General features: G+C 60.4%; 24 protein-coding genes. 3 read left to right on the top strand and 21 right to left on the bottom strand.

Going from position 1 to position 24,107, the window contains the following annotated elements:
- Nucleotides 1-834 (top strand): nucleoside triphosphate pyrophosphohydrolase, encoded by an 834-nt coding sequence (gene mazG, locus RGCCGE502_RS09095; RefSeq protein WP_016553860.1) that lies wholly within the window; start codon nt 1-3, stop codon nt 832-834.
- A 69-nt stretch (nt 835-903) separates the two neighbouring features.
- Here mazG and hflX read toward each other — a convergent pair whose 3' ends face one another.
- The 8 genes from hflX to dusB form a co-directional block, all read right to left on the bottom strand.
- Nucleotides 904-2,238 (bottom strand): GTPase HflX, encoded by a 1,335-nt coding sequence (gene hflX, locus RGCCGE502_RS09090; RefSeq protein ID WP_016553859.1) that lies wholly within the window; start codon nt 2,236-2,238, stop codon nt 904-906.
- Nucleotides 2,239-2,315: 77 nt separating this feature from the next.
- The gene (gene hfq / locus RGCCGE502_RS09085; RefSeq protein WP_003539403.1) at nt 2,316-2,558 is read right to left on the bottom strand and encodes an RNA chaperone Hfq; all 243 of its coding nucleotides are present in this window, start codon (nt 2,556-2,558) and stop codon (nt 2,316-2,318) included.
- Between the two features lie 110 nt (nt 2,559-2,668).
- Nucleotides 2,669-3,532 (bottom strand): D-amino-acid transaminase, encoded by an 864-nt coding sequence (locus RGCCGE502_RS09080; RefSeq protein ID WP_016553858.1) that lies wholly within the window; start codon nt 3,530-3,532, stop codon nt 2,669-2,671.
- Nucleotides 3,533-3,594: 62 nt separating this feature from the next.
- On the bottom strand, nt 3,595-4,959 hold the full coding sequence (ntrX, locus tag RGCCGE502_RS09075; protein ID WP_016553857.1) for a nitrogen assimilation response regulator NtrX: 1,365 nt from the start codon (nt 4,957-4,959) through the stop codon (nt 3,595-3,597).
- Nucleotides 4,949-7,219 (bottom strand): sensor histidine kinase NtrY-like, encoded by a 2,271-nt coding sequence (locus tag RGCCGE502_RS09070; protein ID WP_016553856.1) that lies wholly within the window; start codon nt 7,217-7,219, stop codon nt 4,949-4,951. The genes ntrX and RGCCGE502_RS09070 overlap by 11 nt, the downstream gene beginning before the upstream one ends.
- A 188-nt stretch (nt 7,220-7,407) precedes the next feature.
- Nucleotides 7,408-8,859, bottom strand: a complete 1,452-nt coding sequence (gene ntrC / locus RGCCGE502_RS09065) for a nitrogen regulation protein NR(I) (protein ID WP_016553855.1) — start codon at nt 8,857-8,859, stop codon at nt 7,408-7,410.
- A complete protein-coding gene (locus RGCCGE502_RS09060) occupies nt 8,856-10,010 on the bottom strand; it encodes a two-component system sensor histidine kinase NtrB (RefSeq protein WP_016553854.1) in 1,155 nt (384 codons plus the stop codon). Before RGCCGE502_RS09060 ends, ntrC begins: the two co-directional genes overlap by 4 nt.
- Entirely contained in the window at nt 10,007-10,933 is a 927-nt protein-coding gene (gene dusB / locus RGCCGE502_RS09055; RefSeq protein WP_016553853.1) for a tRNA dihydrouridine synthase DusB, read from the bottom strand. The genes RGCCGE502_RS09060 and dusB overlap by 4 nt, the downstream gene beginning before the upstream one ends.
- 236 nt (nt 10,934-11,169) lie before the next feature.
- On the opposite strand from dusB, the gene RGCCGE502_RS09050 reads away from it, so the two are divergent.
- Together RGCCGE502_RS09050 and RGCCGE502_RS09045 are read left to right on the top strand one after the other, a co-directional pair.
- On the top strand, nt 11,170-12,381 hold the full coding sequence (locus RGCCGE502_RS09050; protein ID WP_019279802.1) for a bifunctional 2-C-methyl-D-erythritol 4-phosphate cytidylyltransferase/2-C-methyl-D-erythritol 2,4-cyclodiphosphate synthase: 1,212 nt from the start codon (nt 11,170-11,172) through the stop codon (nt 12,379-12,381).
- Between the two features lies 1 nt (nt 12,382).
- Complete coding sequence (locus RGCCGE502_RS09045; RefSeq protein ID WP_016553851.1) at nt 12,383-12,883, top strand: CinA family protein; 501 nt, start codon at nt 12,383-12,385, stop codon at nt 12,881-12,883.
- Here the strand turns inward: RGCCGE502_RS09045 and RGCCGE502_RS09040 are convergent.
- From RGCCGE502_RS09040 to eno, 13 genes are all read right to left on the bottom strand, one after another.
- A complete protein-coding gene (locus RGCCGE502_RS09040) occupies nt 12,874-13,317 on the bottom strand; it encodes a type II toxin-antitoxin system RatA family toxin (RefSeq protein ID WP_016553850.1) in 444 nt (147 codons plus the stop codon). The two genes, RGCCGE502_RS09045 and RGCCGE502_RS09040, sit on opposite strands and share 10 nt — an antisense overlap.
- 9 nt (nt 13,318-13,326) lie before the next feature.
- The gene (locus RGCCGE502_RS09035; protein ID WP_016553849.1) at nt 13,327-13,899 is read right to left on the bottom strand and encodes a P-loop NTPase family protein; all 573 of its coding nucleotides are present in this window, start codon (nt 13,897-13,899) and stop codon (nt 13,327-13,329) included.
- A 74-nt stretch (nt 13,900-13,973) separates the two neighbouring features.
- Entirely contained in the window at nt 13,974-14,948 is a 975-nt protein-coding gene (lipA, locus tag RGCCGE502_RS09030; protein WP_016553848.1) for a lipoyl synthase, read from the bottom strand.
- Nucleotides 14,949-14,988: 40 nt separating this feature from the next.
- Nucleotides 14,989-15,237, bottom strand: coding sequence for a GlsB/YeaQ/YmgE family stress response membrane protein (locus RGCCGE502_RS09025; protein ID WP_016553847.1), 249 nt, complete (start codon nt 15,235-15,237; stop codon nt 14,989-14,991).
- A 14-nt stretch (nt 15,238-15,251) separates the two neighbouring features.
- Nucleotides 15,252-15,506: a GlsB/YeaQ/YmgE family stress response membrane protein gene (locus tag RGCCGE502_RS09020; RefSeq protein ID WP_016553846.1), complete on the bottom strand. Its 255-nt coding sequence runs from the start codon at nt 15,504-15,506 to the stop codon at nt 15,252-15,254.
- 76 nt (nt 15,507-15,582) lie between these two features.
- On the bottom strand, nt 15,583-17,028 hold the full coding sequence (lpdA, locus tag RGCCGE502_RS09015; protein ID WP_016553845.1) for a dihydrolipoyl dehydrogenase: 1,446 nt from the start codon (nt 17,026-17,028) through the stop codon (nt 15,583-15,585).
- A gap of 15 nt (nt 17,029-17,043) precedes the next feature.
- Complete coding sequence (locus RGCCGE502_RS09010) at nt 17,044-17,625, bottom strand: GNAT family N-acetyltransferase (RefSeq protein ID WP_016553844.1); 582 nt, start codon at nt 17,623-17,625, stop codon at nt 17,044-17,046.
- Between the two features lie 2 nt (nt 17,626-17,627).
- Nucleotides 17,628-18,269 (bottom strand): SGNH/GDSL hydrolase family protein, encoded by a 642-nt coding sequence (locus RGCCGE502_RS09005; RefSeq protein WP_016553843.1) that lies wholly within the window; start codon nt 18,267-18,269, stop codon nt 17,628-17,630.
- Nucleotides 18,270-18,288: 19 nt separating this feature from the next.
- Nucleotides 18,289-19,629: a pyruvate dehydrogenase complex dihydrolipoamide acetyltransferase gene (locus RGCCGE502_RS09000; protein ID WP_016553842.1), complete on the bottom strand. Its 1,341-nt coding sequence runs from the start codon at nt 19,627-19,629 to the stop codon at nt 18,289-18,291.
- A gap of 18 nt (nt 19,630-19,647) precedes the next feature.
- A complete protein-coding gene (locus RGCCGE502_RS08995) occupies nt 19,648-21,030 on the bottom strand; it encodes a pyruvate dehydrogenase complex E1 component subunit beta (protein ID WP_016553841.1) in 1,383 nt (460 codons plus the stop codon).
- A gap of 17 nt (nt 21,031-21,047) precedes the next feature.
- Entirely contained in the window at nt 21,048-22,094 is a 1,047-nt protein-coding gene (pdhA, locus tag RGCCGE502_RS08990; RefSeq protein WP_016553840.1) for a pyruvate dehydrogenase (acetyl-transferring) E1 component subunit alpha, read from the bottom strand.
- Nucleotides 22,095-22,240: 146 nt separating this feature from the next.
- A complete protein-coding gene (locus RGCCGE502_RS08985) occupies nt 22,241-22,561 on the bottom strand; it encodes an FtsB family cell division protein (RefSeq protein WP_007532419.1) in 321 nt (106 codons plus the stop codon).
- Nucleotides 22,562-22,702: 141 nt separating this feature from the next.
- Nucleotides 22,703-23,977: a phosphopyruvate hydratase gene (eno, locus tag RGCCGE502_RS08980; protein WP_016553839.1), complete on the bottom strand. Its 1,275-nt coding sequence runs from the start codon at nt 23,975-23,977 to the stop codon at nt 22,703-22,705.
- Nucleotides 23,978-24,107: the final 130 nt, after the last annotated feature.

Genomic DNA, 24,107 nt, shown 5'->3' with positions numbered 1-24,107 from the left:
ATGGAAGCTTCCAAAGACATTTCGCGCCTGATCAAGATCATGGCCGAGCTACGCAACCCCGAAACCGGCTGCCCCTGGGACATTGTCCAGACGTTCGAGACGATTAAGCCCTACACGATCGAGGAGGCTTACGAGGTCTCCGACGCGATCGAGCGCAACGACATGGACGACCTCTGCGAGGAACTCGGAGACCTGCTCCTGCAGGTTGTCTTCCACGCGCGGATGGCCGAGGAAGCCGGTGAATTCTCCTTCGGCGACGTCGTCGAGGCCATTACCCGCAAGATGATCCGCCGCCATCCGCATGTCTTCGCCCGCTCCGAGGCAGACACGCCTGACGCCGTGAAGAAGCAATGGGACGACATCAAGCAGGCAGAGAAGCGCGAGCGCGCCGAACGGCGAGCCAAGCGCGGCATTACCGAGGATTTCCGGGCCGGCTTCCTGGGGTCGGTGCAGCGAAGCTTCCCTGCCCTGACGGAAGCCCTGAAGCTGCAGGAGCGCGCCGCAAAGGTCGGCTTTGACTGGTCCGCTCCCGAACCGATCCTCGACAAGATCGAGGAAGAAATCGGCGAACTGCGCGTTGCGCTGGCTGAGGGGGATCAAGCAAAGGTCCGCGATGAGCTCGGCGATCTTATCTTCGCGGTCGTCAACATTGGCCGGCACGTGAAGGCTGATCCGGAAGACTCATTACGGGGTACGAATACGAAGTTTCGCCGACGTTTCAATCACATAGAGACGATTCTTGATGCGGAAGGCGGGACACTGGAGGCTGCAAGTCTGGAGCGGATGGAGGAAATCTGGCAGGCGGCGAAGGCAATCGAACGCCAGTTGGGCTGACCCAAGGACACCTAGCGCGAAGACAGTCGTGTGCGGGAGCGCAAAGCCGGTCGTACCGGCGAGCTTGCGCTAGCGTTCCCAAGCCTCCTTGGCGGCTTTCGGCCCGTTTCCAAGGCGACGTTCCAGTTCGACCGCTTCCGCTTCAGACAGGCGCACATCAAGTGTGATGGAGCCGTCTTCATTGTCTTCGCGGCTATCGACAATCGCATGATCGTAGAGCCACGGCAGCAGCGCGAGCTTGTCGACAGGCAGGCGTACCGTCGCCTCCGTCAGCACGCCCGACAGCCTGCGGCTGATCTCTCCCATTAGCGTATCGACGCCCTCGCCGCTGATCGCGGACAGGGCGACGACGTTCTCGGCACTACTGGCCTTCTGCACGATCGCATCGTGCGCTTCCGGCTCAAGGCGATCGATCTTGTTCCAGACTTCGATGATCCGCTTGTCGCCCTCTTCCTCGTCGATGCCGAGGTCCTTCAAGATGCGGAGCACGTCGGCACTCTGCGCCTGATTGTCGACGTCGGACATATCGCGGACATGAAGGATCAAGTCCGCTTCCAAGACCTCTTCCAGTGTTGCGCGGAAGGCTGCGACGAGATGCGTCGGAAGGTCCGAGATGAACCCGACCGTGTCGGAAAGGATCACGGTGCGCCCATGCGGCAGTTTCATCCGGCGCAGCGTCGGGTCGAGCGTTGCGAAGAGCATATCTTCGGCAAGCACGCCTGCACCGGTGATGCGGTTAAAAAGCGTCGACTTGCCGGCGTTGGTATAGCCAACGAGCGCAACGATCGGATGCGGCACCTTCTTGCGCTTCGCGCGATGGAGTTGGCGCGTGCGCACCACCTGCTCCAGCTCGCGCTCGAGCTTGATGATACGGTCTTGCAGCAAACGGCGGTCGGCTTCGATCTGGGTTTCACCGGGACCACCCATGAAGCCACCGCCACCGCGCTGGCGTTCAAGGTGGGTCCAACTGCGGACCAGACGGCCCTTCTGGTAGTTCAGGTGCGCCAGATCGACCTGCAGCGTGCCTTCCTTGGTCGACGCGCGTCGGCCGAAGATCTCAAGGATAAGACCGGTGCGGTCAATAACCTTGGCGTTCCATTCCTTCTCGAGATTACGCTGCTGCACTGGTGTCAACGGGTGATCGACGATCACGAGGCCGGAATCGTTGGCATCCAACGTTGCCTTGATCTCTGCGATCTTGCCGGTGCCCATCAGCGTCGCGGGCCTCGGATCGTTGACGGACACGATGGTGCCGTACACGACATCAAGGTCGATAGCTTGGGCAAGGCCAGTCGCCTCTTCCAGGCGACTTTCGGGTGTGCGGGTAACCAGGGGCGTAGAATCACTGCCCCCCCGCCCAGCACGCGGCTGTTTGAGCACGGGCACGACGATAGTCGCGCGCATGTCATCCCGGTGCTTTACGGCTTCCGGGATGATCGAATCGTTCTTGGTATCGCGTGTCGAGATAATTGCAGGTCCCGTTAGGAGGCGGCTTCTTCGCTTTCGAACATCTGCATCGGTTGGCCGGGCATGATGGTCGAGATTGCGTGCTTATACACGAGTTGCGAATGGCCGTCACGGCGAAGCAAAACACAGAAGTTGTCGAAGGACGTAACGACGCCCGTCAGCTTAACGCCGTTGATTAGAAAAATTGTCAGTGAAATCTTTTGCTTGCGAACAGTATTGAGAAATAGGTCCTGCAAATTCTGAGAACGTTCCGCCATCGCGCCGCTTCTTTCTTTATTGCCGGCTTTGTTTTGCCGGTGGAATACTAATCAACCTCGCCTGCAGGCAGCTGACAAGCCTCATCCCCTCTGCCCAGAAAGTCTTGGTATCAAATCGCAATCTTTTCCGCAACGTCGAAAAAGGCTTCCCGGATTTTCTGGGAGACGCTGCCGGGATGGCCATTTGCGATCGTTTGCGCATCGATTGACACAACCGGAAAGCAGATGCTCGTAGCAGCTGTGATGAAGACTTCGCGTGCGGCGAGCATCTCGGCGACCGAGAATTTTCGCTCCTCGATTTTCACTCCCAGCTTGGCTGCCACGTCGATCAGCGTCGTGCGGGTAATGCCGCGGAGGATACCGTGTTCGGCCGGGCGCGTAACGAGTGTGCCGTCACGATCGACGATCCAGACGTTGGTGGCGGCTCCCTCCTTCACCATGCCGTCCGCGTCGACATAGATCGCTTCCTGGGCACCGGCTTCCTTCGCCTGCTGCCGCGCCAAGGCGTTCGGCAGGAGGCCGACGGACTTGATGTCGACTCGGTCCCAGCGATTGTCCGCAACCGTGACCGCCTTGATGCCCGTCGCATTCTTTTTCGCGATCACAGAGGGATCCGTGCTCTTGGCGGTGATCACCAGGGAGGAAGGCGTTCCCTCGACTGGAAACACATGGTCACGTCGCGCAACACCGCGGGTGACCTGCAGATAGAAGAGGCCGTTACGAACCCGATTGCGTCGCACCGTTTCGCGAATAACTCGGGTCAACGCATTGCGGCTCATCGGCCAGGCAATGCGCAACTCCCCCAGTGACCGTTCCAGCCTGTTCAGGTGGCGCGTAAGATCAACAATATAGCCGTGTCTTATCTCGCAGACTTCGTAGACGCCGTCAGCGAACTGGTAGCCGCGGTCTTCGATATGGACCATCGCGTTCGCGTGTGGGACATAGCGGCCGTTCACGTAGGCTATTCTGGGCATGGAAACCTGTGCGTGGATATGTGCGGGAAAATGGGTGAGGCGCCGCAGCGCCGTCTCTTCAATCAAACGCCGAGCGACTTCAGTTTGCGGTGCAAGGCCGAGCGCTCCATGCCGACAAACTCCGCCGTGCGCGAGATATTGCCGCCGAAGCGATTGATCTGCGCAATCAGGTAGTCCTTCTCGAACATTTCGCGCGCTTCGCGAAGCGGCAGCGTCATGATGTGATAGTCGTTCTTGGCAGACACCTTCGGCAGCATGTCGCCGAGATCGGTCGGCAGCATGTCCGCCGTGATCGGCGCATCCGGGCCATCGGAACGGGCGAGGATCATCAGCCGCTCAATGTTGTTGCGCAGCTGGCGGATGTTGCCCGGCCAATCATGCGCCTGCAGCACGGCCATAGCGTCATCGCCGATCCGGCGAGGACGGATGCCTGCCTGCTCGGAGATCTGCCGCATCAGTTGATCGACCAGGAACGGAATGTCTTCGCGCCGTTCTGCCAGCGCCGGTACGCGCACCGGTACGACGGCAAGGCGATGATAGAGATCCTCGCGGAACCAGCCTTCGGCTATGCGTGTCTCAAGATTGTAGGCCGTCGACGAAACGATGCGTACATCGACCTTCACGCGCTTGGAGCCGCCGACGCGCTCGAACTGCTGGTCGACGAGAACCCGCAGGATCTTGTTCTGCGTCTCGCGCGGCATTTCGCCGACTTCGTCCAGGTAGAGAATGCCGCGATGCGCCTCTTCCAACGCGCCGATCTTGCGCGCCTGGCCAGGTCCGCCTTCAGTTCCGAACAGAGCGATCTCCATCCGGTCCGGCGTGATGTTGGCGGCGTTCAGCGCCACGAACGGGCCGTTGGCACGCGTCGACTTCTTGTGGATCATACGGGCGACGAGCTCCTTGCCGGAACCCGACGAGCCGAAGATCATGATGCGGCTGTTGGTAGGCGACACCTTTTCGATCGTCTGGCGAAGCTGCGAGACGGCAACCGAGGTACCGATGAGCTCGACCGGATCGCCAGCCTTGCGCTTCAGTTCGGAGACTTCGCGCTTCAGCTTCGAATTCTCAAGCGCGCGTTCGGCTATGAGAATCAGCCGGTCGGCCTTGAACGGCTTTTCGATGAAATCGAAGGCCCCTCGTTTGATCGCCGATACGGCGGTCTCGATGTTTCCGTGGCCGGAGATCATGACCACAGGAATGTCCGGGTGCCGTGTCTTAATCTCGTCCAGCAATGACAGACCGTCAAGCTTGCTGCCCTGCATCCAGATATCCAGAAAGATCAGGCGCGGGGCCCGATCGGAGATCGCGGCCAGCGCACTGTCGCTATCATGCGCCGTGCGGGTCTCATGTCCTTCATCAGACAGGATACCAGAGACGATCTCGCGGATGTCGTGCTCGTCATCGACGACCAGAATATCAGAGGCCATAAACGCTTTCCTTGTCACTTGCGGCCGGGGCGGACGGCACGGTTTCCAGACGTGGCAGTTGCACGCGGATCATCGCCCCTCTTCCCCGGTCGAAATCAGCGGGCGCGTCATGAAGCTCGAGCTGCCCGCCATGTTCCTCAATAATTTTCTTGACGATCGCCAGACCAAGCCCGGTGCCCTTCTCACGCATCGTCGTATACGGTTCGAGGATGCTATGGCGGTTCTCCACCGGCAAGCCGCGGCCGTTATCGATCACGTCGACGGTAAACCGGTCGCGCACGGGATCGAGCGAAGCACGAACTAGGATCTTGCGTTCGTCGCGTTCGCCGGTCGGCACGGCCTCAATCGCCTCCACCGCATTCTTGATCAAATTACCGAATGCCTGACCGAGCATGCGGCTGTCGAACTGTCCTTCCAGCGGCTGGTCGCCCATTTCCTGCAGGAAGCTGACATGGCTGTTGCCCATCTCGCGCAGGAACACCGCATCGTGCAGGATCTTGCGCAGATCGCTCGGCTCCTTGGTCGGCTTCGGCATGCGGGCGAAGGAAGAGAACTCGTCTACCATGCGGCCGATGTCGCCGACCTGCCGGATGATCGTTTCCGTGCACTGATCGAAGACGCTGCGGTCATCCTGGTTGATCTGTTTGCCATAGCGGCGCTGAATGCGTTCTGCTGACAGCTGGATCGGAGTCAGCGGGTTCTTAATCTCGTGAGCAATACGGCGAGCAACGTCGCCCCATGCGGTCGAGCGCTGCGCGATGACAAGGTCGGTAATGTCATCGAGCGTAATGACATAGGATTCGCTCAGGTCGCGCACTTCCTCGCGCGTGACCTGCACGCTGAGCGTCCGGACGGTCCCGGCTCGGACAAGGGCAATCTGCTTGCGGAAGTCGCCGCGATAGCGGGATTCGGCTTCCGTCAGCACCTGGTCGACTTCAGGTGCGATCTCGGAGAGTTGCTTGCCGAGCATCTCTGAGGCCGAGAGGGCCATCAGCGCTTCAGCGGAACTGTTAACGATGGTGATCCTGCGGTCGTGCTCGACGCCGATCACCGAGGCCGTGACGCCCGAAAGGACCGCTTCAATGAACCGTCGACGGTCGTCCACCTCATCCTTGGCTTCCAAAATTTCATCACGTTGCGTGCGAATTTCGGAGATCATCTTGTTGAAGGTGCGTGACAAGTTGGCGACATCGCCGTCCACAGCATGAACGGGAACGATGATATCCATATTGCCAGAGGCGACACTGTCGGCGGCTGTAATCAGCAAGCGGATCGGACGCACGATGCGGTCGGCGACGGCGATTGCCGTCCAGATGGCGGCCAGCAGGACTATCAGGGCAAAGCCGATGTACAGAACCGCGAAGGCGATCTGCAGCGAGAAGCGCCCCGCCTCCATCGATTTGTACTCGGTGGCGTTCTCCTCCATCATCCGCATGGCACCCATGACCTTCGGGTCCACAGCACGAACTGTGTAGAGAAACGCGCCATCAATCGCCTCAAGCTTGATGATGGCGCCAACGAGGTTGGTGATGCCTGGCGGGATCAGGGTCGGCTGACCGGCGGCCGCCTTGTCCAGTGCGTCCTGAGGAATCGCGGGCAACGGCTTCTCGGTCTTGATATCGGCCTGGATGATCACCGAACCGTCAGACTGGACCAGGAACGCGCCGAGAAGCCCGCGTCCGCGGGCCTGCCGAGTCATAAGGTCGGAAAAGCCCGTCCGATCGAGATTGAACAGGGCCCGATTGCGCTCGAGGTCATTGGCCATCGACACCGTCTGGCCCTGCAAGTAGCTCGCATTCTCCATCATGTAGGCCTGCCCGATATTGCGGGAGGAACTGATGATCGATTGCGTCCGAAGCGCAAACCACCGGTCGAGGCCGGCGTTCAGCGTGATACTGGCGAAGATGGCGACGAGGATCGCCGGGGTGATCGCGACGATCGAGAAAAGTACAACGATGCGGATGTGAAGCCGCGCCGCCGCTCGCCCGCGTTTGCGTGCCTTGAGCAGACGAGAGACCTCGCGCGCAATCAACGCCATCAGGCCGAGCACGAAGAACGAGTTCACGACGACCGAGGTGACGACGACGTGATAGGTCGGCGCGATCGGTGTCAGCCCCAGCAGCACGAACAGCGTCAGCGTGGCGCAGAGAAGCGCACCACCGGCAAGGATCAGGCCCGGCAGCGCAAACAGGGCACGGCGATCGGTCACTGCCGTGACAGCTTCGCCTTCCGCCGCCGGCGGCATTGCATCCTGTTCCATTCGCTTAATTCTCCTGGCGGCAGACACTCGCTTCCGCCGCTCCCGCGGACAGGCGCGGAACCGCCAGCTTGCCTGTACGACGCAACAACCCCTGTCATGCGCTCTTAGACAGCTGCGAAAACCCGAGCCCCATGCGTGACTTCTAAGCAACGCATTGTGGCGAAAATGCAACGTCGCCAGTCACATTGTCAAGCAGTGCGGGAGCTTCTATACACCGATACGCCCAGCTCTCTGATCTTCTTGCGCAGCGTATTGCGGTTCAGCCCCAAGAGATCGGCAGCTTTGATCTGGTTCCCGCGCGTCGCGGTAAGGGCAGCAAGAATCAGCGGGTACTCCATTTCCGTCAGCACACGGTCGTAAAGTCCCGGCGGCGGCAGGCCGTCGCCGAAACCGGCGAAGTATGTCCGCATGTTTTCTTCGACAGCTTGGGCGATCGTCATGTTGCCATTGCGGATCGGCCCCTTGTCGATAGGACTGTCCGGCACATCGGACCGAAGCTCGGCTTCGATGATTTCCCGGGTGATCACATCCTGTGGATAAAGTGCCATCAGCCGCCGGATGAGGTTCTCCAGCTCGCGCACGTTGCCCGGCCAGGCGTAGGCCTTCATCAGATCGAGCGCTTCCTGATCGAAACGCTTGGAGCCGAGTCCCTCCTTTTCCGCCTGCTGGACGAAGTGGCGCACCAGATCCGGTATATCCTCGGCACGATCACGCAGCGGCGGCAGACGCAGCGGAACGACATTCAGGCGGTAGTACAGGTCCTCGCGAAAAAGCCCCTGATTGATCGCCTGCTTCAAGTCCTTGTTGGTCGCCGCGACGATCCGAACGTCGGTACGGATCGGCGTGCGACCACCGACCGTGGTGTATTCGCCCTGCTGCAGGACGCGCAGGAGGCGCGTCTGAGCGTCCATCGGCATATCGCCGATTTCATCGAGGAAAAGCGTGCCGCCTTCGGCCTGTTCGAAGCGACCGGTAGAACGTGTCTGGGCGCCGGTGAACGCGCCCTTCTCGTGGCCGAAGAGCTCTGACTCGATCAGGTCACGCGGGATCGCCGCCATGTTGATCGCGACGAACGGTCCGTTGCGGCGCTTGCCATAGTCATGCAGCGCCCTCGCCACAAGTTCCTTGCCGGTACCGGATTCGCCGGTGATCATCAGCGTCAGATCGGTCTGCATCAGGCGCGCAAGGACGCGGTAGATTTCTTGCATCGCGGCCGAACGACCGACAAGCGGCATACCGTCCTGCATGTCCTCGTCGAGTTTGGCAGGTTTACGCTTCGGCTCGGCTAGTGCACGACCGATGATGCCAATCAGTTCGGTCAGATCGAACGGCTTCGGCAGATAATCGTAGGCGCCCTTCTCGGAAGCCTTGATCGCTGTCATGAAGGTGTTCTGGGCGCTCATGACGAGGACCGGAAGATCGGGACGCGCCTTCTTGATCCGCGGCAGCAGGTCAAAAGCATTCTCGTCCGGCATTACGACATCGGTTACGACAAGATCGCCTTCACCCGCCGACACCCAACGCCAGAGCGTGGCGGCATTGGAGGTAATTCGCACATCATAGCCGGCGCGGCTCAGAGCCTGATTAAGCACGGTACGAATTGCCGCATCATCATCCGCGACGAGGATCGTTGCTGTCATCGAGTAGGTCCTGTGGGAGTTATGGTCGTTGCGTCGTCCATCGATGCGTCCTTGGAGGCCGGCATCAAGACGCGGAATGTCGTGCGGTGGTTCTGGCTGTCGCATTCAATGATGCCGCCATGATCACCGATAATCTTCGCGACGAGCGCGAGGCCAAGGCCACTGCCGTTCGTCTTCGTCGTAATGAATGGATCAAACAGATGCGGCAGGAGGTCAGCCGGCACGCCGGGACCGTTGTCCTGAACACAAAACTCCAGCGGCAACGAGATCTTTTCGCGGGTCCCGGCGACCGACAGACGAATGCCGGAGCGATAAGCCGTCGTTAAAACGATCTCGCCATCCGGGCGATCGCCCACAGCCTCGGCGGCATTCTTTACGAGATTGAGGAACACCTGCACAAGCTGATCACGGTTTGCGTAAACCGACGGCAGCGACGGGTCGTAGTTCTCGGTAATCCGGAGGTGCCGCGCAAATCCCGCCTTCGCCACGGCCTTCACATGATCAAGAACGGAGTGAATATTGACTGGCATCCGATCAACCGGCCGCTCGTCGGAGAACACCTCCATGCGGTCCACGAGCGAGACGATGCGGTCGGTTTCGTCGCAGATTAGCCGCGTCAAAGCGCGATCGTCATCGACGACCGATTGCTCCAACAGCTGTGCCGCACCGCGAATGCCAGAAAGCGGATTCTTGATCTCGTGCGCCAGCATCGATGCAAGCCCGGTGACGGAGCGAGCCGCCGCGCGATGCGTCAGCTGCCGATCGATCTTGTCCGCCATCGATCGCTCCTGGAAGACGATCACGACGGAACCCGGATCGCTGACCACAGGCGCAACGTACAGATCGACGAGCTTGTCCTGTCCGAGGCGCGGAGAGCTCAGGTCGACACGATACTCGTTGATCGGCGCCCGCCGTTCGCGAACCTGATCGATCAAGGCCAGCAGCGGACTGCCGAATGGAATGAAGGTCGAGATCTTGTAGCGGGCAAGGTGGGCGGCACTTGCGCCAAAGAAGGCCTCCGCCTCCCAATTCGCGAAAGCGACGAGACCGGCCTCGTTCACCATCACGACCGGGTTTTGGATCGCATTGAGTACAGCGATCGCAACTGCGCTACCGCCGTTGTCGATCGACGATGGCACGTCATTCGTCATGCAGCCTCCCGGGTCTGCGTGTTCGATGCCGCAGCCATCAATGCATCATAAAACCTTGCAGCCACGTCATCGGGCTCCCGCGCTGTCATGATCGCGGCCTTCTCCTGCGCAGCAAGTCCAGGCGCGAAGCGTTCGAGATACCAGCCAAGGTGCTTCCTTGCATGGCGAACGGCGACTGCCTCACCATAAAATTCGAGCATCATTTTGTAATGCTCAGCGGCAATGTCCGGGATTTCCCACGCTTCCGGCGCCGTCTGCCCAGCCAATACGCCTGCATGCCACGGTCTGCCCTGACAGCCTCTGCCGACCATGACGGCATCTGCTCCCGAGCGACGCAAAATTTCTTGCGTATCTTCAACGGTTTCAACGTCGCCGTTTGCAACCAGCGGAATGGCAATTGCATCGCGAACTGCCCGGATTGCATCCCAGTCCGCCCGGCCTTCGTAAAACTGCATACGCGTGCGGCCGTGGATCGTGATCAGCTGGATCCCAGCCGCCTCCGCCCGACGCGCGATTTCGGGCGCGTTGATCGAATTCTCGTCCCAGCCGAGCCGCATTTTCAAGGTCACAGGAATGCTGACCGCCTTAACCGTAGCCTCGATGAGGCTGAGGGCGTGATCAGGATCGCGCATCAAAGCGGAGCCGGAGTAACCGCCAATTACCTTCTTTGCCGGGCATCCCATATTGATGTCGATGATATCGGCGCCATGGTCGGCAGCGATCTTTGCGGCCTCGGCCATCCAATGCGCTTCACGGCCAGCAAGCTGCACCATGTGCGGCTCAAAACCAGCGCTCTCAAGGCGCGCCCATGATTCGGCGGTGCTGTTGACGAGTTCGCGGCTCGCAACCATTTCGGTGACCACAAGTCCGGCGCCATGACGCCACGCCAGTTGCCGGAACGGCATGTCCGTCACGCCGGACATAGGGGCCAGGACAACACGGTTCCTGACTTCCACAGATCCGATCCGCAAAGGTGAAGCGAGGTCAAAATCCAGCAATTGATTATCTTTCAGGCACGCAGAATGCGTGCACTTTTTTTAAACAGGTTTGAGTGGCTTGCCAAGAGGGCAGTACGCGAATTGACATTTTTCGGGCAAATGCTGGAATTCGATGCGCCAACCCGCTAAGCACCGGGGGCAAAATCGCGCCTTGAGGATTTATGCCGCAAATGCATCAAAAGCAACCAGCAATGGGTATCGTCGTCGTGGCGGCCGGGCGCGGCGAACGCGCGGGCGCTTCCAAGGACGGCCCGAAGCAGTATCGGACGATCGGCGGTAGGCCGGTCATCGTTCATACATTGGAGAAATTCGCCAGCTGGGAGCTTGCCTGCCACATCGTCGTGGTCATTCACCCGGACGACGAAGCCCTGTTTGCCAAGGTCGCCGGCCTAGTCCAATCGGGAGTGCCGATCGATGCCGTTCATGGCGGCGCGACGCGACAGCAATCCGTCTTGGTGGGACTGCGCCATTTGCGCGGTAATGACCTCTCGCATGTTCTGATCCACGACGCTGTGCGGCCCTTCTTCGACCATGCGCTTCTTGATCGCATCGCTGGCGCCCTCCTGGCGGGCGTGCCTGCGGTTCTCCCGGCGATGCCGGTCGCTGATACGCTGAAGCGCGCCGATCTCGACGGAACGGTGCTCGATACCGTTTCCCGATCCCACCTCTACGCGGCGCAGACACCGCAATCCTTCGCCTTCGAACCGATCCTCGCCGCCCACGAAAAGGCGGCAGCGGCAAATCTGGCCGATTTCACCGACGATGCCGCCATCGCCGAATGGGCAGGCATCCCGGTGCGTATCGTCGAGGGGCTGGCGGACAACGCAAAATTGACGGTCAAACGGGACATCGCAATGGCAGACAGCAGACTCTCTGGACAGACGCTCCCTGATGTACGCACCGGCAACGGCTATGACGTCCATCAGCTCGAAGCCGGCGATGGCGTAACGCTCTGCGGCGTGTTCATTCCGCACGACCAAAAGCTCAAGGGCCACTCCGATGCGGACGTGGCGCTGCATGCCCTCACGGACGCCCTGCTTGCGACATGCGGCGCCGGTGATATCGGCGATCACTTTCCGCCGTCTGATCCGCAATGGAAGGGTGCACCGTCCCGCATCTTCATCGAGCACGCGGCCAAGATCGTGCGTGAACGCGGCGGTACGATCATGAACGCTGACGTGTCGCTGATCGCCGAGGCGCCGAAGGTCGGGCCGCATCGCGACGAGATGCGCTCCAAGCTGTCCGAATTTCTCGGTATCACCATCGACCGATGCTCGGTGAAGGCAACGACGAACGAGACGATCGGCTTCGTCGGTCGCCGCGAAGGTATCGCGGCGATCGCCACCGCAACGGTCGTCTACCGGAGCATCTGAAATGAGCATCTTCCCTGACGATATCATCGCGCAGGCAGAGGCAATCATTCGCGATTTCACTACCGCAGGCCTGATGGTCTCGACAGCGGAATCCTGTACCGGCGGGCTTATTGCGGGCGCCTTGACTGAGATTTCAGGATCGTCTGCTGTCGTGGACAGAGGTTTCGTCACCTACACGAATACCGCCAAGATGGAGATGCTTGGCGTGCAGGAGGAAACGCTGATCCGGCTCGGCGCAGTCTCGGAAGAGACAGCGCGGCAGATGGTGCACGGCGCCCTCTTCCGCTCCCATGCCGCCATCGCGGTCGCTGTCACCGGCATTGCGGGGCCTGGCGGTGGATCGGCGGAAAAGCCGGTCGGCCTCGTCCACCTCGCCGCGAAGTCGCGCGCGGGCGGCCTTGTTCATCGGAAGATGCTCTATGGCGATATCGGTCGCGCTGAAGTACGGCTTGCGACGATCAGAACAGCGCTTGGCATGATCCGGGAACTGGCTCAGCCGTAGATTTTCGTCGCCCGCGTTTCGAAGGCTTCCGAGAACATGCGGAAGGCGCGATCGAACATGGAGCCCATGACCGCCCCCAGGATGCGGCTCTTGAATTCGTAGTCGATGAAGAAGTGGACGTTGCTGCCTGTCGCCGTATCCTCGAAGCGCCAGCGATTGTCGAGATAGCGAAACGGTCCGTCGATATACTTGACCTCGATGATGCGTTCCGCCCGGTTCAACAGCACCTGCGTTGTGAAGGTCTCACGGATCGCCTTGTAGCCGACGGTCATATCGGCAATTAACAGAACCTTGCCGTCACGCTCCTTGCGGCTGCGAATGCTCAGCGCCTCGCATAGCGGAAGGAATTGCGGATAGTGCTCGACGTCGGCGACGAGGTCAAACATCTGATCGGCGGAATGCGGGACGGGGCGATGCGTTTCGAACTGAGGCATGACCGGCAGTTAAGTGGGAGCGCCGAGAAGATCAAGAAGATGGTTCACCTCCCGCCGGCTTTTCAGCTGAAAAACCGGGACATCTGGCCCGTGCTTGTCTAATCCGGCGATCACAAGAGGTGCGAACCGCTTCTCGAACGTCCAGATGTACGTCAGAAATTCCCGGTCCGGCAGGCGCTCCAGGCATCCGGGTGCCATGTCCGGTCGCGTTCTGCCGAAATGGAAGAATGCGCGCTTGCAGATTCCCCACAGGCAAAGCCAGCGCGGCATTCGCACCCAGACAACGAACTCTACGCGCGGGACGCGAAGATCGAAAGTCGATGGGCCGGTTCCGTCCATCAGCCACCGTTCGCCGGCGACAACATCGGTGATCAGGCGACGCTCTTCGTCCTTCGAGCGCTTGACCCATCCCGGCAGCCAGAAGAACTCCTTGTCCATGGAGAAATAGGGAAGATCCAGCCTGCGGCTGATCTTCCGTGACAAGGTACTTTTGCCGCCCCCGGAGCAGCCGATGATCATGATACGCGCGGACTGCCGGAGTACACCGGCGGCTTTCCGAGTATCGTCGATGTAAGCTGGCATTTCTCGTCGCCTCCGCAAACAAAAAGCCGCGGGGAAAATCGCCGCGGCTTTCGAAAAATGCAAGCGCTCGTTGATTATTCCGCTGCGATCAGCAGCTTTTTCTCGCGTGCGGCCTTGAGACGTGCGAAATCATCGCCGGCATGATGCGACGAACGGGTCAGCGGGCTCGAAGCCACCATCAGGAAGCCTTTGGTGTAAGCAACCGTCTCGTAGGACTTGAACTCGTCGGGTGTGACAAAGCTCATGACCTTGTGATGCTTGCGGGACGGCTGCAGGTACTGGCCGATCGTCAGGAAGTCGACATCAGCGGTCCGCAGGTCGTCCATCAGCTGCAGCACTTCATTTCGCTCTTCTCCGAGGCCGACCATGATGCCCGATTTGGTGAACATGGTGGGGTCCAGTTCCTTGACGCGCTGCAGCAGGCGGATGGAGTGAAAATAGCGGGCGCCTGGGCGAACGGTCAGGTAGTTGCCGGCGACCGTCTCCATGTTGTGATTGAAGACGTCTGGCTTGGCGGCAACGACGCGTTCAAGGGCACCCGGCTTCTTCAGGAAGTCGGGCGTCAGGATCTCGATGGTCGTCATCGGCGACGCTGCCCGGATCGCCCAGATCACCTTCTCGAAATGCTCGGCACCACCGTCTTCCAGGTCGTCGCGATCGACAGACGTAATGACGACGTGGCTCAGGCCCATCTGCTTGACGGCCTTGGCGACGTTCTCGGGCTCTGCCATGTCGAGTGCATTCGGCTTGCCTGTCGAGACATTGCAGAAGGCGCAGGCGCGCGTACAGATCTCGCCCATGATCATGAAGGTCGCGTGCTTCTTGTCCCAGCACTCGCCGATATTGGGGCAGCCAGCTTCCTCGCAGACGGTGACGAGCTTGTGCTCCTTCACGATCGAGCGCGTTTCCGCGTAGCCCTTGGAAGTCGGTGCCTTGACGCGGATCCAATCCGGCTTGCGCATGACTTCCTGATCGGGCCGATGCGCCTTTTCCGGGTGTCGCACGCGCTTTTCAGCGTCTGGATTCATCCTGTCGAGAATAGTTACCATCAATAACCTGCCTTCAAACCGCCGGAAGCGGCCTCTTTCGTCAGCGTCTGACGAGTTTTGCCAGAAATAGCAAGATACAAGAGCCGATGAAACCCGTCACAAGGTAACCCAGCCAACCGCTGGCGACATAGATCCCGGCGCGGGTGAAGATCGCGCTGGCGATGACGGCACCCACGATGCCTATGACGATGTTCATCAGAACGCCGAAGCGTATGCCCATCAAAATGCCCGCGAGCCAGCCCGCCAAGCCGCCGACGATGATCGCCGTAATCCAGCCCACACCTTCCATGCTGTCCTATCCCCTCAAGCTATCGCCCTTGCGATCAACACCACGATGATGGCGCCGACCGTCGCGTGAATGATCTGAACCACCAACGCATTGTCGATACCGAGCGATATGCCGAGCGCGTTGAAGAGAAAGCCTCCGACAAACGCGCCGATAATGCCGCTCAGCAGGCACCGTATCAATCCGCCCCCTCCGACGACCAGGCTCGCGAGGAACCCCGCCACCAGGCCGATCAGGAGAAAAACTAGCAGTGCCTGCGTACCCATAGACATGATGATTTCCTTTCGCTTTTTCCAGTCCGGGCTTGGATGTGATCCAATCCGTCATAGAGAGCGAAAAAGGAAACTATCAAGCGTTCAGGACACGACCGTAAGCATCGAGCACCGCTTCCTTCATGGTTTCGGAAACCGTCGGATGCGGGAAGATGGTGTGCATCAGTTCTTCTTCGGTCGTCTCAAGGTTCATGGCGACGACGAAGCCCTGGATGAGTTCGGTGACTTCTGCGCCGACCATATGGGCGCCGAGCAGCTCGCCGGTCTTCTTGTCGAAGATCACCTTGCAAAGACCCTGGTCCTCGCCAAGCGCGATCGCCTTGCCGTTGGCGGCAAAGGAGAAGCGACCAACGCGGATGTCGCGGCCCGCTTCCTTTGCCTTGGCTTCGGTCAGGCCGACGGAGGCGACCTGCGGGTTGCAGTAGGTGCAGCCCGGGACCTTGCCTTTGTCGGTGGCGTGAACGTTCGGCAGGCCGGCGATCTTTTCGACGCAGACCACGCCTTCGTGCTCGGCCTTGTGGGCCAGCATCGGCGGGCCGGCGACGTCGCCGATGGCATAGATGCCTGACACATTGGTCTTGCCGTAGCCGTCGATGACGACGCAGCCGCGGTCGGTCTTCACGCCGACGGCTTCGAGGCCGAGGTTCTCGATGTTGCCCTGGACGCCCACGGCCGAAATCATGCGGTCGGCGGTGATCTGCTGGACCTTGCCGTCGGCGGTCTCGACATGCGCGGTGAGGCTGTCGGCTGCCTTTTCGACCTTCGTGACCTTGGCGCTGGTGAGGATCTTCATCCCGCGCTTCTCAAGCTGCTTGCGCGCGATCGCGGTGACTTCGACATCTTCGACCGGCATGATCGTCGGCATGACTTCCACGACGGTAACGTCAACGCCCATCGAGCGATAGAAGCTTGCGAATTCGATGCCGATGGCGCCAGAGCCCATGACGATCAGCGACTTCGGCAGCGCTGCCGGCTTCATCGCTTCGAAATAGGTCCAAATCAGCTTGCCATCGGGCTCGATGCCGGGCAGCGCGCGTGGACGGGCGCCGGTCGCAATGATGATGTGCTTGGCGGTGTAGGTGCCCTCGCCCTTGATGTTCTTCGGAACCGGGTTCTGTGGCTCGACGACGGGCTTGGAGGACTTGCCGACGACGATTTCGCCCGGCTTGGTGATCTTGGCTTCGCCCCAGATCACATCGACCTTGTTCTTCTTCATCAGGAAGCCGACGCCGCCGTTGAGGCGGGCAGAAACGCCACGCGAGCGGGCGACAACGGCTTTCACATCGGCGCTCATCTTGCCTTCGAGCACGAGACCGTAGTCCTTGGCGTGGTTGGCGTGGTCGAGGATCTCGGCCGAACGTAGCAGCGCCTTGGTCGGGATGCAGCCCCAGTTCAGGCAGATGCCGCCCAGGTGCTCGCGCTCGACGATCGCGGTCTTGAGACCGAGCTGGCTGGCGCGCACAGCGGCCACATAGCCGCCGGGACCGGAGCCGATGATGATGACGTCGTAATTCTCAGCCATGTTTTCCTGCCTTTGTTATCGGGCGTCGCGGGTGAGAAGCACCCACTCGTGTTTCCTGCCGTTTTCGAAAAAGGCCACGGCATCCGCGCGCGCCGCCTCCGAAAATTCATTCTTCTTGTAAAGCGACAGAGCCGCTTCGTTGTAATCCGCGGTAATCAGGCTGACCGGCGCATCTTCCGCACGCTCAATCTGATCCTCCAGAAGCCGCCTACCAATCCCGATGCCGCGCAAATGGCTGTAGACACCGAGCGTTGCGATAAACCAGCTTCCCAACACCATTTTCTGCAGATCGATGACCGGCTTCAGCGCCGGGCGGTCCGCCTGGATATTCCGTATGCCTTCGTCGAGGCCGAAGCCGATCGCGGCTCCCGCGATCTCGCCATAGGCTTCGGCAATCACCGCGTCGCTCCAGTTGCCCTGCCCCTGGTCTCCGCGCAGCTTCTGCCGTCCTCGCTCCATCGGCGTATCGCAGCCGCCGTTTCCGAGCTCAGAGAGCCACAGCCAGGAAGCAAAACCGTGCGATGCGATATCCGTGAGTAAAGCCAACTCCGTCGCATCTTCCCGCGCCGCCGGACGAAGCGAGACGAAGGATCCCATGCTCAAAGCCCCAGCATCATCCGCACAGTCGATTCCATGCCGCGCCCGAGAGCGCGGGTATTGTCCGCATCGAGGTGAATGCCATCGACCGGCGTCGTCTTCGCTACCGAATTGCCGTCAAAGAAGCCGCATCCGAGCTCATCCGCGAGGTCGCGATAGAGGGTCGGCAGCATTGCCGACTCCTCGATGCCGCCGACGAACGACGCCGCAAAGGGCACATTCGCCGTCTCGCGGATTTTCGGCGGTGCCACGATCAGGATGTCCGGTCCATCGAATTCGAAGGGCCAGGCGTGGTTGCGGATCAACCGCACCAGCCGGGCGATGCCCTGGCAGGCGGCAAAGGCCGACCCCGCCACGACGGGCTTCATGTCGTTGGTGCCGAGCAGCAGGATGACGAGATCAAGCGGCGCATGGCTCTGCAGTATCGTTGGCAGAATGCGTGCGCCGTTCCGGTCGCAGTCGGCGAGATGGTCATCGAACGCGGTGGTCCGCCCGTTCAATCCTTCGGCAATGATCCGCACTTCGTTGCCGAGTGCCGCCTGAAGCGCACTTGGCCAACGATCCTTGTAGGCATGACGTCCGATCGTGTCAGCGTCATAGCCCCAGGTCAGCGAGTCACCATAGCAAAGAACGGTCTTCGTCATTTCCGCCTCCGCTCCGGTGTCAGACCAGCATACCCATCGGATTTTCGATGTAGCCCTTGAACGCCTGCAGCAGCTCGGCGCCGAGCGCGCCGTCGACGCAGCGATGGTCGGTCGACAGCGTGACTGTCATCACGGTAGCGACTGCCAGCTGGCCGTTCTTGACCACCGGGCGCTGCTCGCCTGCGCCGACCGCGAGGATCGTTGCATGCGGCGGGTTGATGACGGCTGCGAACTGCTTCACGCCCATCATGCCCATGTTGGAGACCGAGCTGGTGCCGCCCTGGTATTCCTCGGGCTTCAGCTTGCGGTCCTTGGCCCGCTTGCCGAGATCGCGCATCTCGTTGGAGATGGCCGACAGGGTCTTTTCCTCGGCCTTGCGGATGATCGGGGTGATCAGGCCGCCAGGGATCGAGACAGCAACACCGACATCGGCGTGCTTGTGCTTGACCATGTTGGTTTCGGTCCAGGAGACGTTGGCATCGGGAACATCGCGCAGCGCCAGCGCCATGGCCTTGATGACCATGTCGTTGACCGACAGCTTGTAGGACGGCGCACCATCCTTGCGGGGTGCGGCGTCGTTGAGCTGGGCACGCAGAGACATCAGCGCATCAAGCTCGCAATCCACGCTGACGTAGAAGTGCGGCACGGTCTGCTTGGACTCCACGAGGCGCTTGGCGATGACCTTGCGCATGCCGTCATGCGGCACGAGTTCGTAGGAGCCCGGTTCGAACAGCTTGAGGACGGACTCGTCGGAAGCACCCTTCGGCGCAGCGGCTGGAGCCTGTGCTGCGGCCTGCGGCGCAGCTGCAGCCGGGGCCGCCTTGGCGCCACCACCTGCAACGGCAGCTTCAACGTCGCTCTTGACGACGCGGCCATGCGGGCCGGAGCCCGCAATCGCGGACAGGTCGATCCCCGCATCCTTCGCCAGACGACGAGCGAGCGGTGAGGAGAACGTGCGATTGCCACCAGCCGAAACGGCAGCAGGTGCTGCGGCCGGAGCCGGTGCGGCAGCAGCCGGAACTGGGGCAGCCGGTGCTGCTTCCGCTTTCGGAGCTTCAGCAGCCTTCGGCGCCGGGGCAGCCGAGCCTGCGCCGCTTGCTGCAGCGGATACGTCTTCACCATCGGCAGCAAGAACGGCGATCAAGGCATTGACCTTGACGCCTTCCGTGCCGGCAGGAACGACGATCTTGGCAACCGTGCCCTCATCGACGGCTTCGACTTCCATCGTCGCCTTGTCGGTTTCGATTTCCGCAATGATGTCGCCTGACTTGACCGTGTCGCCTTCCTTGACGAGCCACTTGGCCAGATTGCCTTCTTCCATCGTCGGAGAAAGGGCAGGCATCGTGATATTGATCGGCATCGAGATACCCTCCCCTTGTTACTTGTAGCAAACAGCCTTCACGGCATCGACGACTTCGGCAACGCTCGGAAGCGCAAGTTTTTCGAGGTTTGCGGCGTAAGGCATCGGAACGTCCTTGCCGGCGATCGTGAGAACCGGCGCATCGAGATAGTCGAAGGCCTGCTGCATGACGCGGGTGGCGATTTCGGTTCCGACCGAGTTCTGCGGATAGCCTTCCTCGACGGTAACCAGACGGCCGGTCTTCTTGACCGACTCGATGACAGTCGGAAGATCCATCGGGCGTAACGTACGCAGGTCGATCAGCTCGGCGTCGATGCCGATCTTCTCAAGTTCGGCGACCGCCTTGGTGGCATAGGTCATACCGATACCGAAGGACACGATCGTGACGTCCTTGCCCGGACGGTGGATGCGGGCCTTGCCGATCGGAAGAACGAAATTATCGAGCTTCGGCACATCGAAGTGCTGACCGTAGAGGATTTCGTTTTCGAGGAAGACGACCGGATTCGGATCGCGGATCGCAGCCTTGAGCAGGCCCTTGGCGTCGGATGCCGTGTAGGGCATGACGACCTTGAGGCCGGGGATCTGGCTGTACCAAGCCGAGTAGTCCTGGCTGTGCTGGGCGCCGACGCGGGCAGCCGCACCGTTCGGGCCACGAAACACGATCGGCGCACCCATCTGGCCGCCGGACATGTAGAGCGTCTTGGCGGCAGAGTTGATGATCTGGTCGATTGCCTGCATGGCGAAGTTGAAGGTCATGAACTCGACGATCGGCTTCAGACCGGACATGGCAGCACCGACACCGACGCCGGCAAAGCCGTGCTCGGTGATCGGGGTGTCGATGACACGGCGGGCGCCGAATTCCTGCAGAAGACCCTGGGTAACCTTGTAGGCGCCCTGGTATTCGGCAACTTCCTCGCCCATGACGAAGACGTTATCGTCGGCGCGCATTTCCTCGGCCATGGCGTCGCGGAGCGCTTCGCGAACGGTCATGGAGACCATTTCGGTGCCGGCCGGGATTTCCGGATCGTTCGGAACCTGGGCCTTGGGCTCAGCCGGAACCGGCGCCTGAGCGGCGGCAGGCGTTTCAGCGGCCTGGGGCACAGCAGCCGGAGCCGGGGCTGCGGCAGCAGGTGCTGCCGAGATGTCGGATGCCGATTCGCCGTCCTGAAGCAGGACCGCGATCTTGGCATTGACCTTCACGTTTTCAGTGCCGGCCGGAACCAGCAGCTTACCGATGACGCCTTCGTCAACGGCTTCTACCTCCATCGTCGCCTTGTCGGTTTCGATTTCGGCGATCACGTCACCAGACTTGACGGTGTCGCCTTCCTGCTTGAGCCACTTGGAAAGCGTGCCTTCTTCCATCGTCGGAGAGAGGGCGGGCATGAGAATATCGATTGGCATGGGTCGTCCCTCCCCGATTAGAGCAGAATGTCAGTGTAGAGCTCGGATGCATCCGGCTCGGGATCGGACTGGGCGAAGTCTGCGCTATCGGCAACGATATCGCGGACGTCCTTGTCGATCGCCTTGAGATCGTCTTCCGAGGCCCACCCCTTCTCCAGCAGGCGCGCACGCACCTGTTCGATCGGATCCTGCTCCGAGCGCATCTTCTGCACTTCTTCCTTGGTGCGATACTTCGCCGGGTCCGACATGGAGTGACCACGATAACGGTAGGTCAGCATCTCCAGGATGATCGGTCCCTTGCCGGAGCGGCAATGCTCGAGAGCTTCGTCGGCGGCAGCCTTGACCGCGCGGACGTCCATGCCGTCAACCTGAATGCCTGGGATGCCGAAGCCGGAACCGCGGAGCGAGTAGTTCGACTGCGCGGTTGCGCGCGCGGTCGAGGTGCCCATGGCGTAACGGTTGTTTTCGACGATGTAGATGATCGGAAGCTTCCAGAGAGCAGCCATGTTGAAGCTCTCGTAGACCTGGCCCTGGTTCGCAGCGCCGTCACCGAAGTAAGCGACGGAAACGCTGTCGTTGCCGCGATACCGGTTTGCAAAGGCAAGACCTGTTCCGAGCGAGACCTGAGCACCGACGATGCCGTGACCGCCGTAGAAATGCTTCTCTTTCGAGAACATGTGCATCGAGCCGCCCTTACCGTGCGAATAGCCGCTGCGGCGGCCGGTCAGCTCGGCCATGACGCCACGCGCGCTCATGCCGGTTGCCAGCATGTGGCCGTGATCACGGTAGGCCGTGATGACCTGATCGCCTTCCTTCTGCGCCATCTGCATGCCAACGACGACAGCTTCTTGACCGATGTAGAGGTGACAGAAACCGCCAATGAAGCCCATGCCGTAAAGCTGGCCGGCCTTCTCTTCGAAGCGGCGGATCAGCAACATATCGCGATAAGCGCTAAGCTCTTCGTCACGCGTGAAATCGGCAACGGGACCACCATTGGTGGCCTTGTTTGCCGGCTTTGCGCTAGTTTTACGGCTGGAAACGGTCGCGGTTTTTCGCGGCGCCATTCAACCCTCCCTATGGGTTTGTCGGTTCTTTGGTTGGGCGTACCATAGGGAAGAAATTTCGCCACAGCAATGCCATAAATGCATGGCTCGTATTCACCAGCAAGCCGCTGATAAATAACGCTTTATTGCAATTAACTGAATTCCGGTTAATTGGAATAATGATTGAATATGACGATCTCATCGGCACGAGAAACATTAAGCTGAAGACGCGCTTTCTCGTCCAGCATATCCTTGTCCATCGAACCGTCACTCAGCAGCGCGACCTGCTTTTCGAGATGCTCGCGCTTGCCTTTCAGAACCGCCAACTCCCTCTCACGCGCTATCCGCTGGCGCTCGAACCCTTCGGTTGCCCGCAGACCGTAATCACCATGAATGCAATGATAGCCGAAGTAGGAAAGAAACGCGACCGTCATGGCTGGAACCACGAAACGACCGATCTTTTTCTTCTTGTGATGCTTTGTCCACATAAACGCACGCTCGAACGCATTACCTCGATGCGCTCAAGACTACCGGGCAGAGATTAACTGTCCGTTGACTATGAAAAATCAGACAAGAAAAAACCCGCGCCTTTCGAAGGCGCGGGTCGAAGTGGTTGAAATCAGGCGCAATTAGCCGCGGATGATCGAGCGACCGGCATAGCGGGCCTGCGGGCCAAGACCTTCTTCGATGCGGATCAACTGGTTGTACTTGGCGAGGCGATCCGAGCGCGACAGCGAGCCGGTCTTGATCTGACCGCAGTTGGTGGCAACGGCGAGGTCAGCGATCGTCGAATCTTCGGTTTCGCCCGAACGGTGCGACATGACGGCGGTGTAGGCTGCCTTGTGCGCGGTGTTGACGGCATCGAGCGTTTCCGTCAGCGAGCCGATCTGGTTGACCTTGATGAGGATCGAGTTGGCAACGCCCATCTTGATACCGTCGCGCAGGCGAGCCGAGTTGGTGACGAAGAGATCGTCGCCGACCAGCTGAACCCTCTTGCCTGCCAGATCCGTCAGAGCCTTCCAGCCATCCCAGTCGTCCTCGGCCATGCCGTCTTCGATCGAGATGATCGGATACTGGCCCGCGAGCTGCGCGAGGTATTCCGCCATGGCGCCCGGCTCCAGCGTGCGACCTTCGCCTTCGAGAACGTACTTGCCATCCTTGAAGAATTCCGTCGAGGCGCAATCGAGGCCAAGGCAGATATCGTCGCCAGGCTTGTAGCCGGCTTTCTCGATCGACTTCATGATGAAGTCGAGGGCTTCAGGGGCGCTCTTCAGGCCCGGTGCGAAGCCGCCTTCGTCGCCGACGTTGGTGTTGTGACCCTGAGCCGACAGTTCCTTCTTGAGGACGTGGAAAACTTCCGAGCCCATGCGAACGGCTTCGCGGATGGAATCAGCGCCAACCGGCAGGATCATGAATTCCTGGAAGTCGATCGGGTTGTCGGCATGCGCGCCGCCGTTGATGATGTTCATCATCGGAACCGGCAACAAGTGAGCGCTGGCGCCACCGACGTAGCGGTAGAGCGGCAGTCCGGCAGCCTGGGCAGCAGCCTTGGCAACAGCAAGCGATACGCCGAGGATGGCGTTGGCGCCGAGGCGCGACTTGTTCGGCGTGCCGTCCAGCTCGATCATGATGTTGTCGATCTGGATTTGGTTTTCGGCATCGATGCCGCCGATGGCGTCGAAGATTTCCGTGTTGGCGGCTTCGACAGCCTTTTCCACACCCTTACCGAGGTAGCGCTTGCCACCATCGCGAACTTCGACGGCTTCATGCGCGCCCGTCGACGCGCCCGACGGAACCGCCGCGCGGCCCATGCTGCCATCTTCCAGATAGACATCGACTTCGACGGTGGGGTTGCCACGGCTGTCGAGAATCTCGCGGGCGATAATGTCGGTAATTGCGGTCATCGGCTTTTCCTGCTTGAGGGTGGATAAATCGTTTGAAATCCGTCTTAGTCGAAGATGCGCAAATTACAATGGCGCTTTGCGCATGCTTCGCAGCGATGTTCGTGCGTGGCCTATTACACGAACATGTCAG

The sequence above is a fragment of the Rhizobium grahamii CCGE 502 genome (genome assembly GCF_000298315.2).
Taxonomy (GTDB): domain Bacteria; phylum Pseudomonadota; class Alphaproteobacteria; order Rhizobiales; family Rhizobiaceae; genus Rhizobium; species Rhizobium grahamii.
This window is presented reverse-complemented; position numbering and strand designations above follow the sequence as displayed.

Excerpts from the sequence above, each read along its gene's own strand:
- mazG (WP_016553860.1), top strand. The coding sequence starts at position 1 with ATGGAAGCTTCCAAAGACATTTCGCGCCTGATCAAGATCATGGCCGAG.
- hflX (WP_016553859.1), bottom strand. The coding sequence starts at position 2,238 with ATGCGCGCGACTATCGTCGTGCCCGTGCTCAAACAGCCGCGTGCTGGG.
- hfq (WP_003539403.1), bottom strand. The coding sequence starts at position 2,558 with ATGGCGGAACGTTCTCAGAATTTGCAGGACCTATTTCTCAATACTGTT.
- RGCCGE502_RS09080 (WP_016553858.1), bottom strand. The coding sequence starts at position 3,532 with ATGCCCAGAATAGCCTACGTGAACGGCCGCTATGTCCCACACGCGAAC.
- ntrX (WP_016553857.1), bottom strand. The coding sequence starts at position 4,959 with ATGGCCTCTGATATTCTGGTCGTCGATGACGAGCACGACATCCGCGAG.
- RGCCGE502_RS09070 (WP_016553856.1), bottom strand. The coding sequence starts at position 7,219 with ATGGAACAGGATGCAATGCCGCCGGCGGCGGAAGGCGAAGCTGTCACG.
- ntrC (WP_016553855.1), bottom strand. The coding sequence starts at position 8,859 with ATGACAGCAACGATCCTCGTCGCGGATGATGATGCGGCAATTCGTACC.
- RGCCGE502_RS09060 (WP_016553854.1), bottom strand. The coding sequence starts at position 10,010 with ATGACGAATGACGTGCCATCGTCGATCGACAACGGCGGTAGCGCAGTT.
- dusB (WP_016553853.1), bottom strand. The coding sequence starts at position 10,933 with ATGTCCGGCGTGACGGACATGCCGTTCCGGCAACTGGCGTGGCGTCAT.
- RGCCGE502_RS09050 (WP_019279802.1), top strand. The coding sequence starts at position 11,170 with ATGCCGCAAATGCATCAAAAGCAACCAGCAATGGGTATCGTCGTCGTG.
- RGCCGE502_RS09045 (WP_016553851.1), top strand. The coding sequence starts at position 12,383 with ATGAGCATCTTCCCTGACGATATCATCGCGCAGGCAGAGGCAATCATT.
- RGCCGE502_RS09040 (WP_016553850.1), bottom strand. The coding sequence starts at position 13,317 with ATGCCTCAGTTCGAAACGCATCGCCCCGTCCCGCATTCCGCCGATCAG.
- RGCCGE502_RS09035 (WP_016553849.1), bottom strand. The coding sequence starts at position 13,899 with ATGCCAGCTTACATCGACGATACTCGGAAAGCCGCCGGTGTACTCCGG.
- lipA (WP_016553848.1), bottom strand. The coding sequence starts at position 14,948 with ATGGTAACTATTCTCGACAGGATGAATCCAGACGCTGAAAAGCGCGTG.
- RGCCGE502_RS09025 (WP_016553847.1), bottom strand. The coding sequence starts at position 15,237 with ATGGAAGGTGTGGGCTGGATTACGGCGATCATCGTCGGCGGCTTGGCG.
- RGCCGE502_RS09020 (WP_016553846.1), bottom strand. The coding sequence starts at position 15,506 with ATGTCTATGGGTACGCAGGCACTGCTAGTTTTTCTCCTGATCGGCCTG.
- lpdA (WP_016553845.1), bottom strand. The coding sequence starts at position 17,028 with ATGGCTGAGAATTACGACGTCATCATCATCGGCTCCGGTCCCGGCGGC.
- RGCCGE502_RS09010 (WP_016553844.1), bottom strand. The coding sequence starts at position 17,625 with ATGGGATCCTTCGTCTCGCTTCGTCCGGCGGCGCGGGAAGATGCGACG.
- RGCCGE502_RS09005 (WP_016553843.1), bottom strand. The coding sequence starts at position 18,269 with ATGACGAAGACCGTTCTTTGCTATGGTGACTCGCTGACCTGGGGCTAT.
- RGCCGE502_RS09000 (WP_016553842.1), bottom strand. The coding sequence starts at position 19,629 with ATGCCGATCAATATCACGATGCCTGCCCTTTCTCCGACGATGGAAGAA.
- RGCCGE502_RS08995 (WP_016553841.1), bottom strand. The coding sequence starts at position 21,030 with ATGCCAATCGATATTCTCATGCCCGCCCTCTCTCCGACGATGGAAGAA.
- pdhA (WP_016553840.1), bottom strand. The coding sequence starts at position 22,094 with ATGGCGCCGCGAAAAACCGCGACCGTTTCCAGCCGTAAAACTAGCGCA.
- RGCCGE502_RS08985 (WP_007532419.1), bottom strand. The coding sequence starts at position 22,561 with ATGTGGACAAAGCATCACAAGAAGAAAAAGATCGGTCGTTTCGTGGTT.
- eno (WP_016553839.1), bottom strand. The coding sequence starts at position 23,977 with ATGACCGCAATTACCGACATTATCGCCCGCGAGATTCTCGACAGCCGT.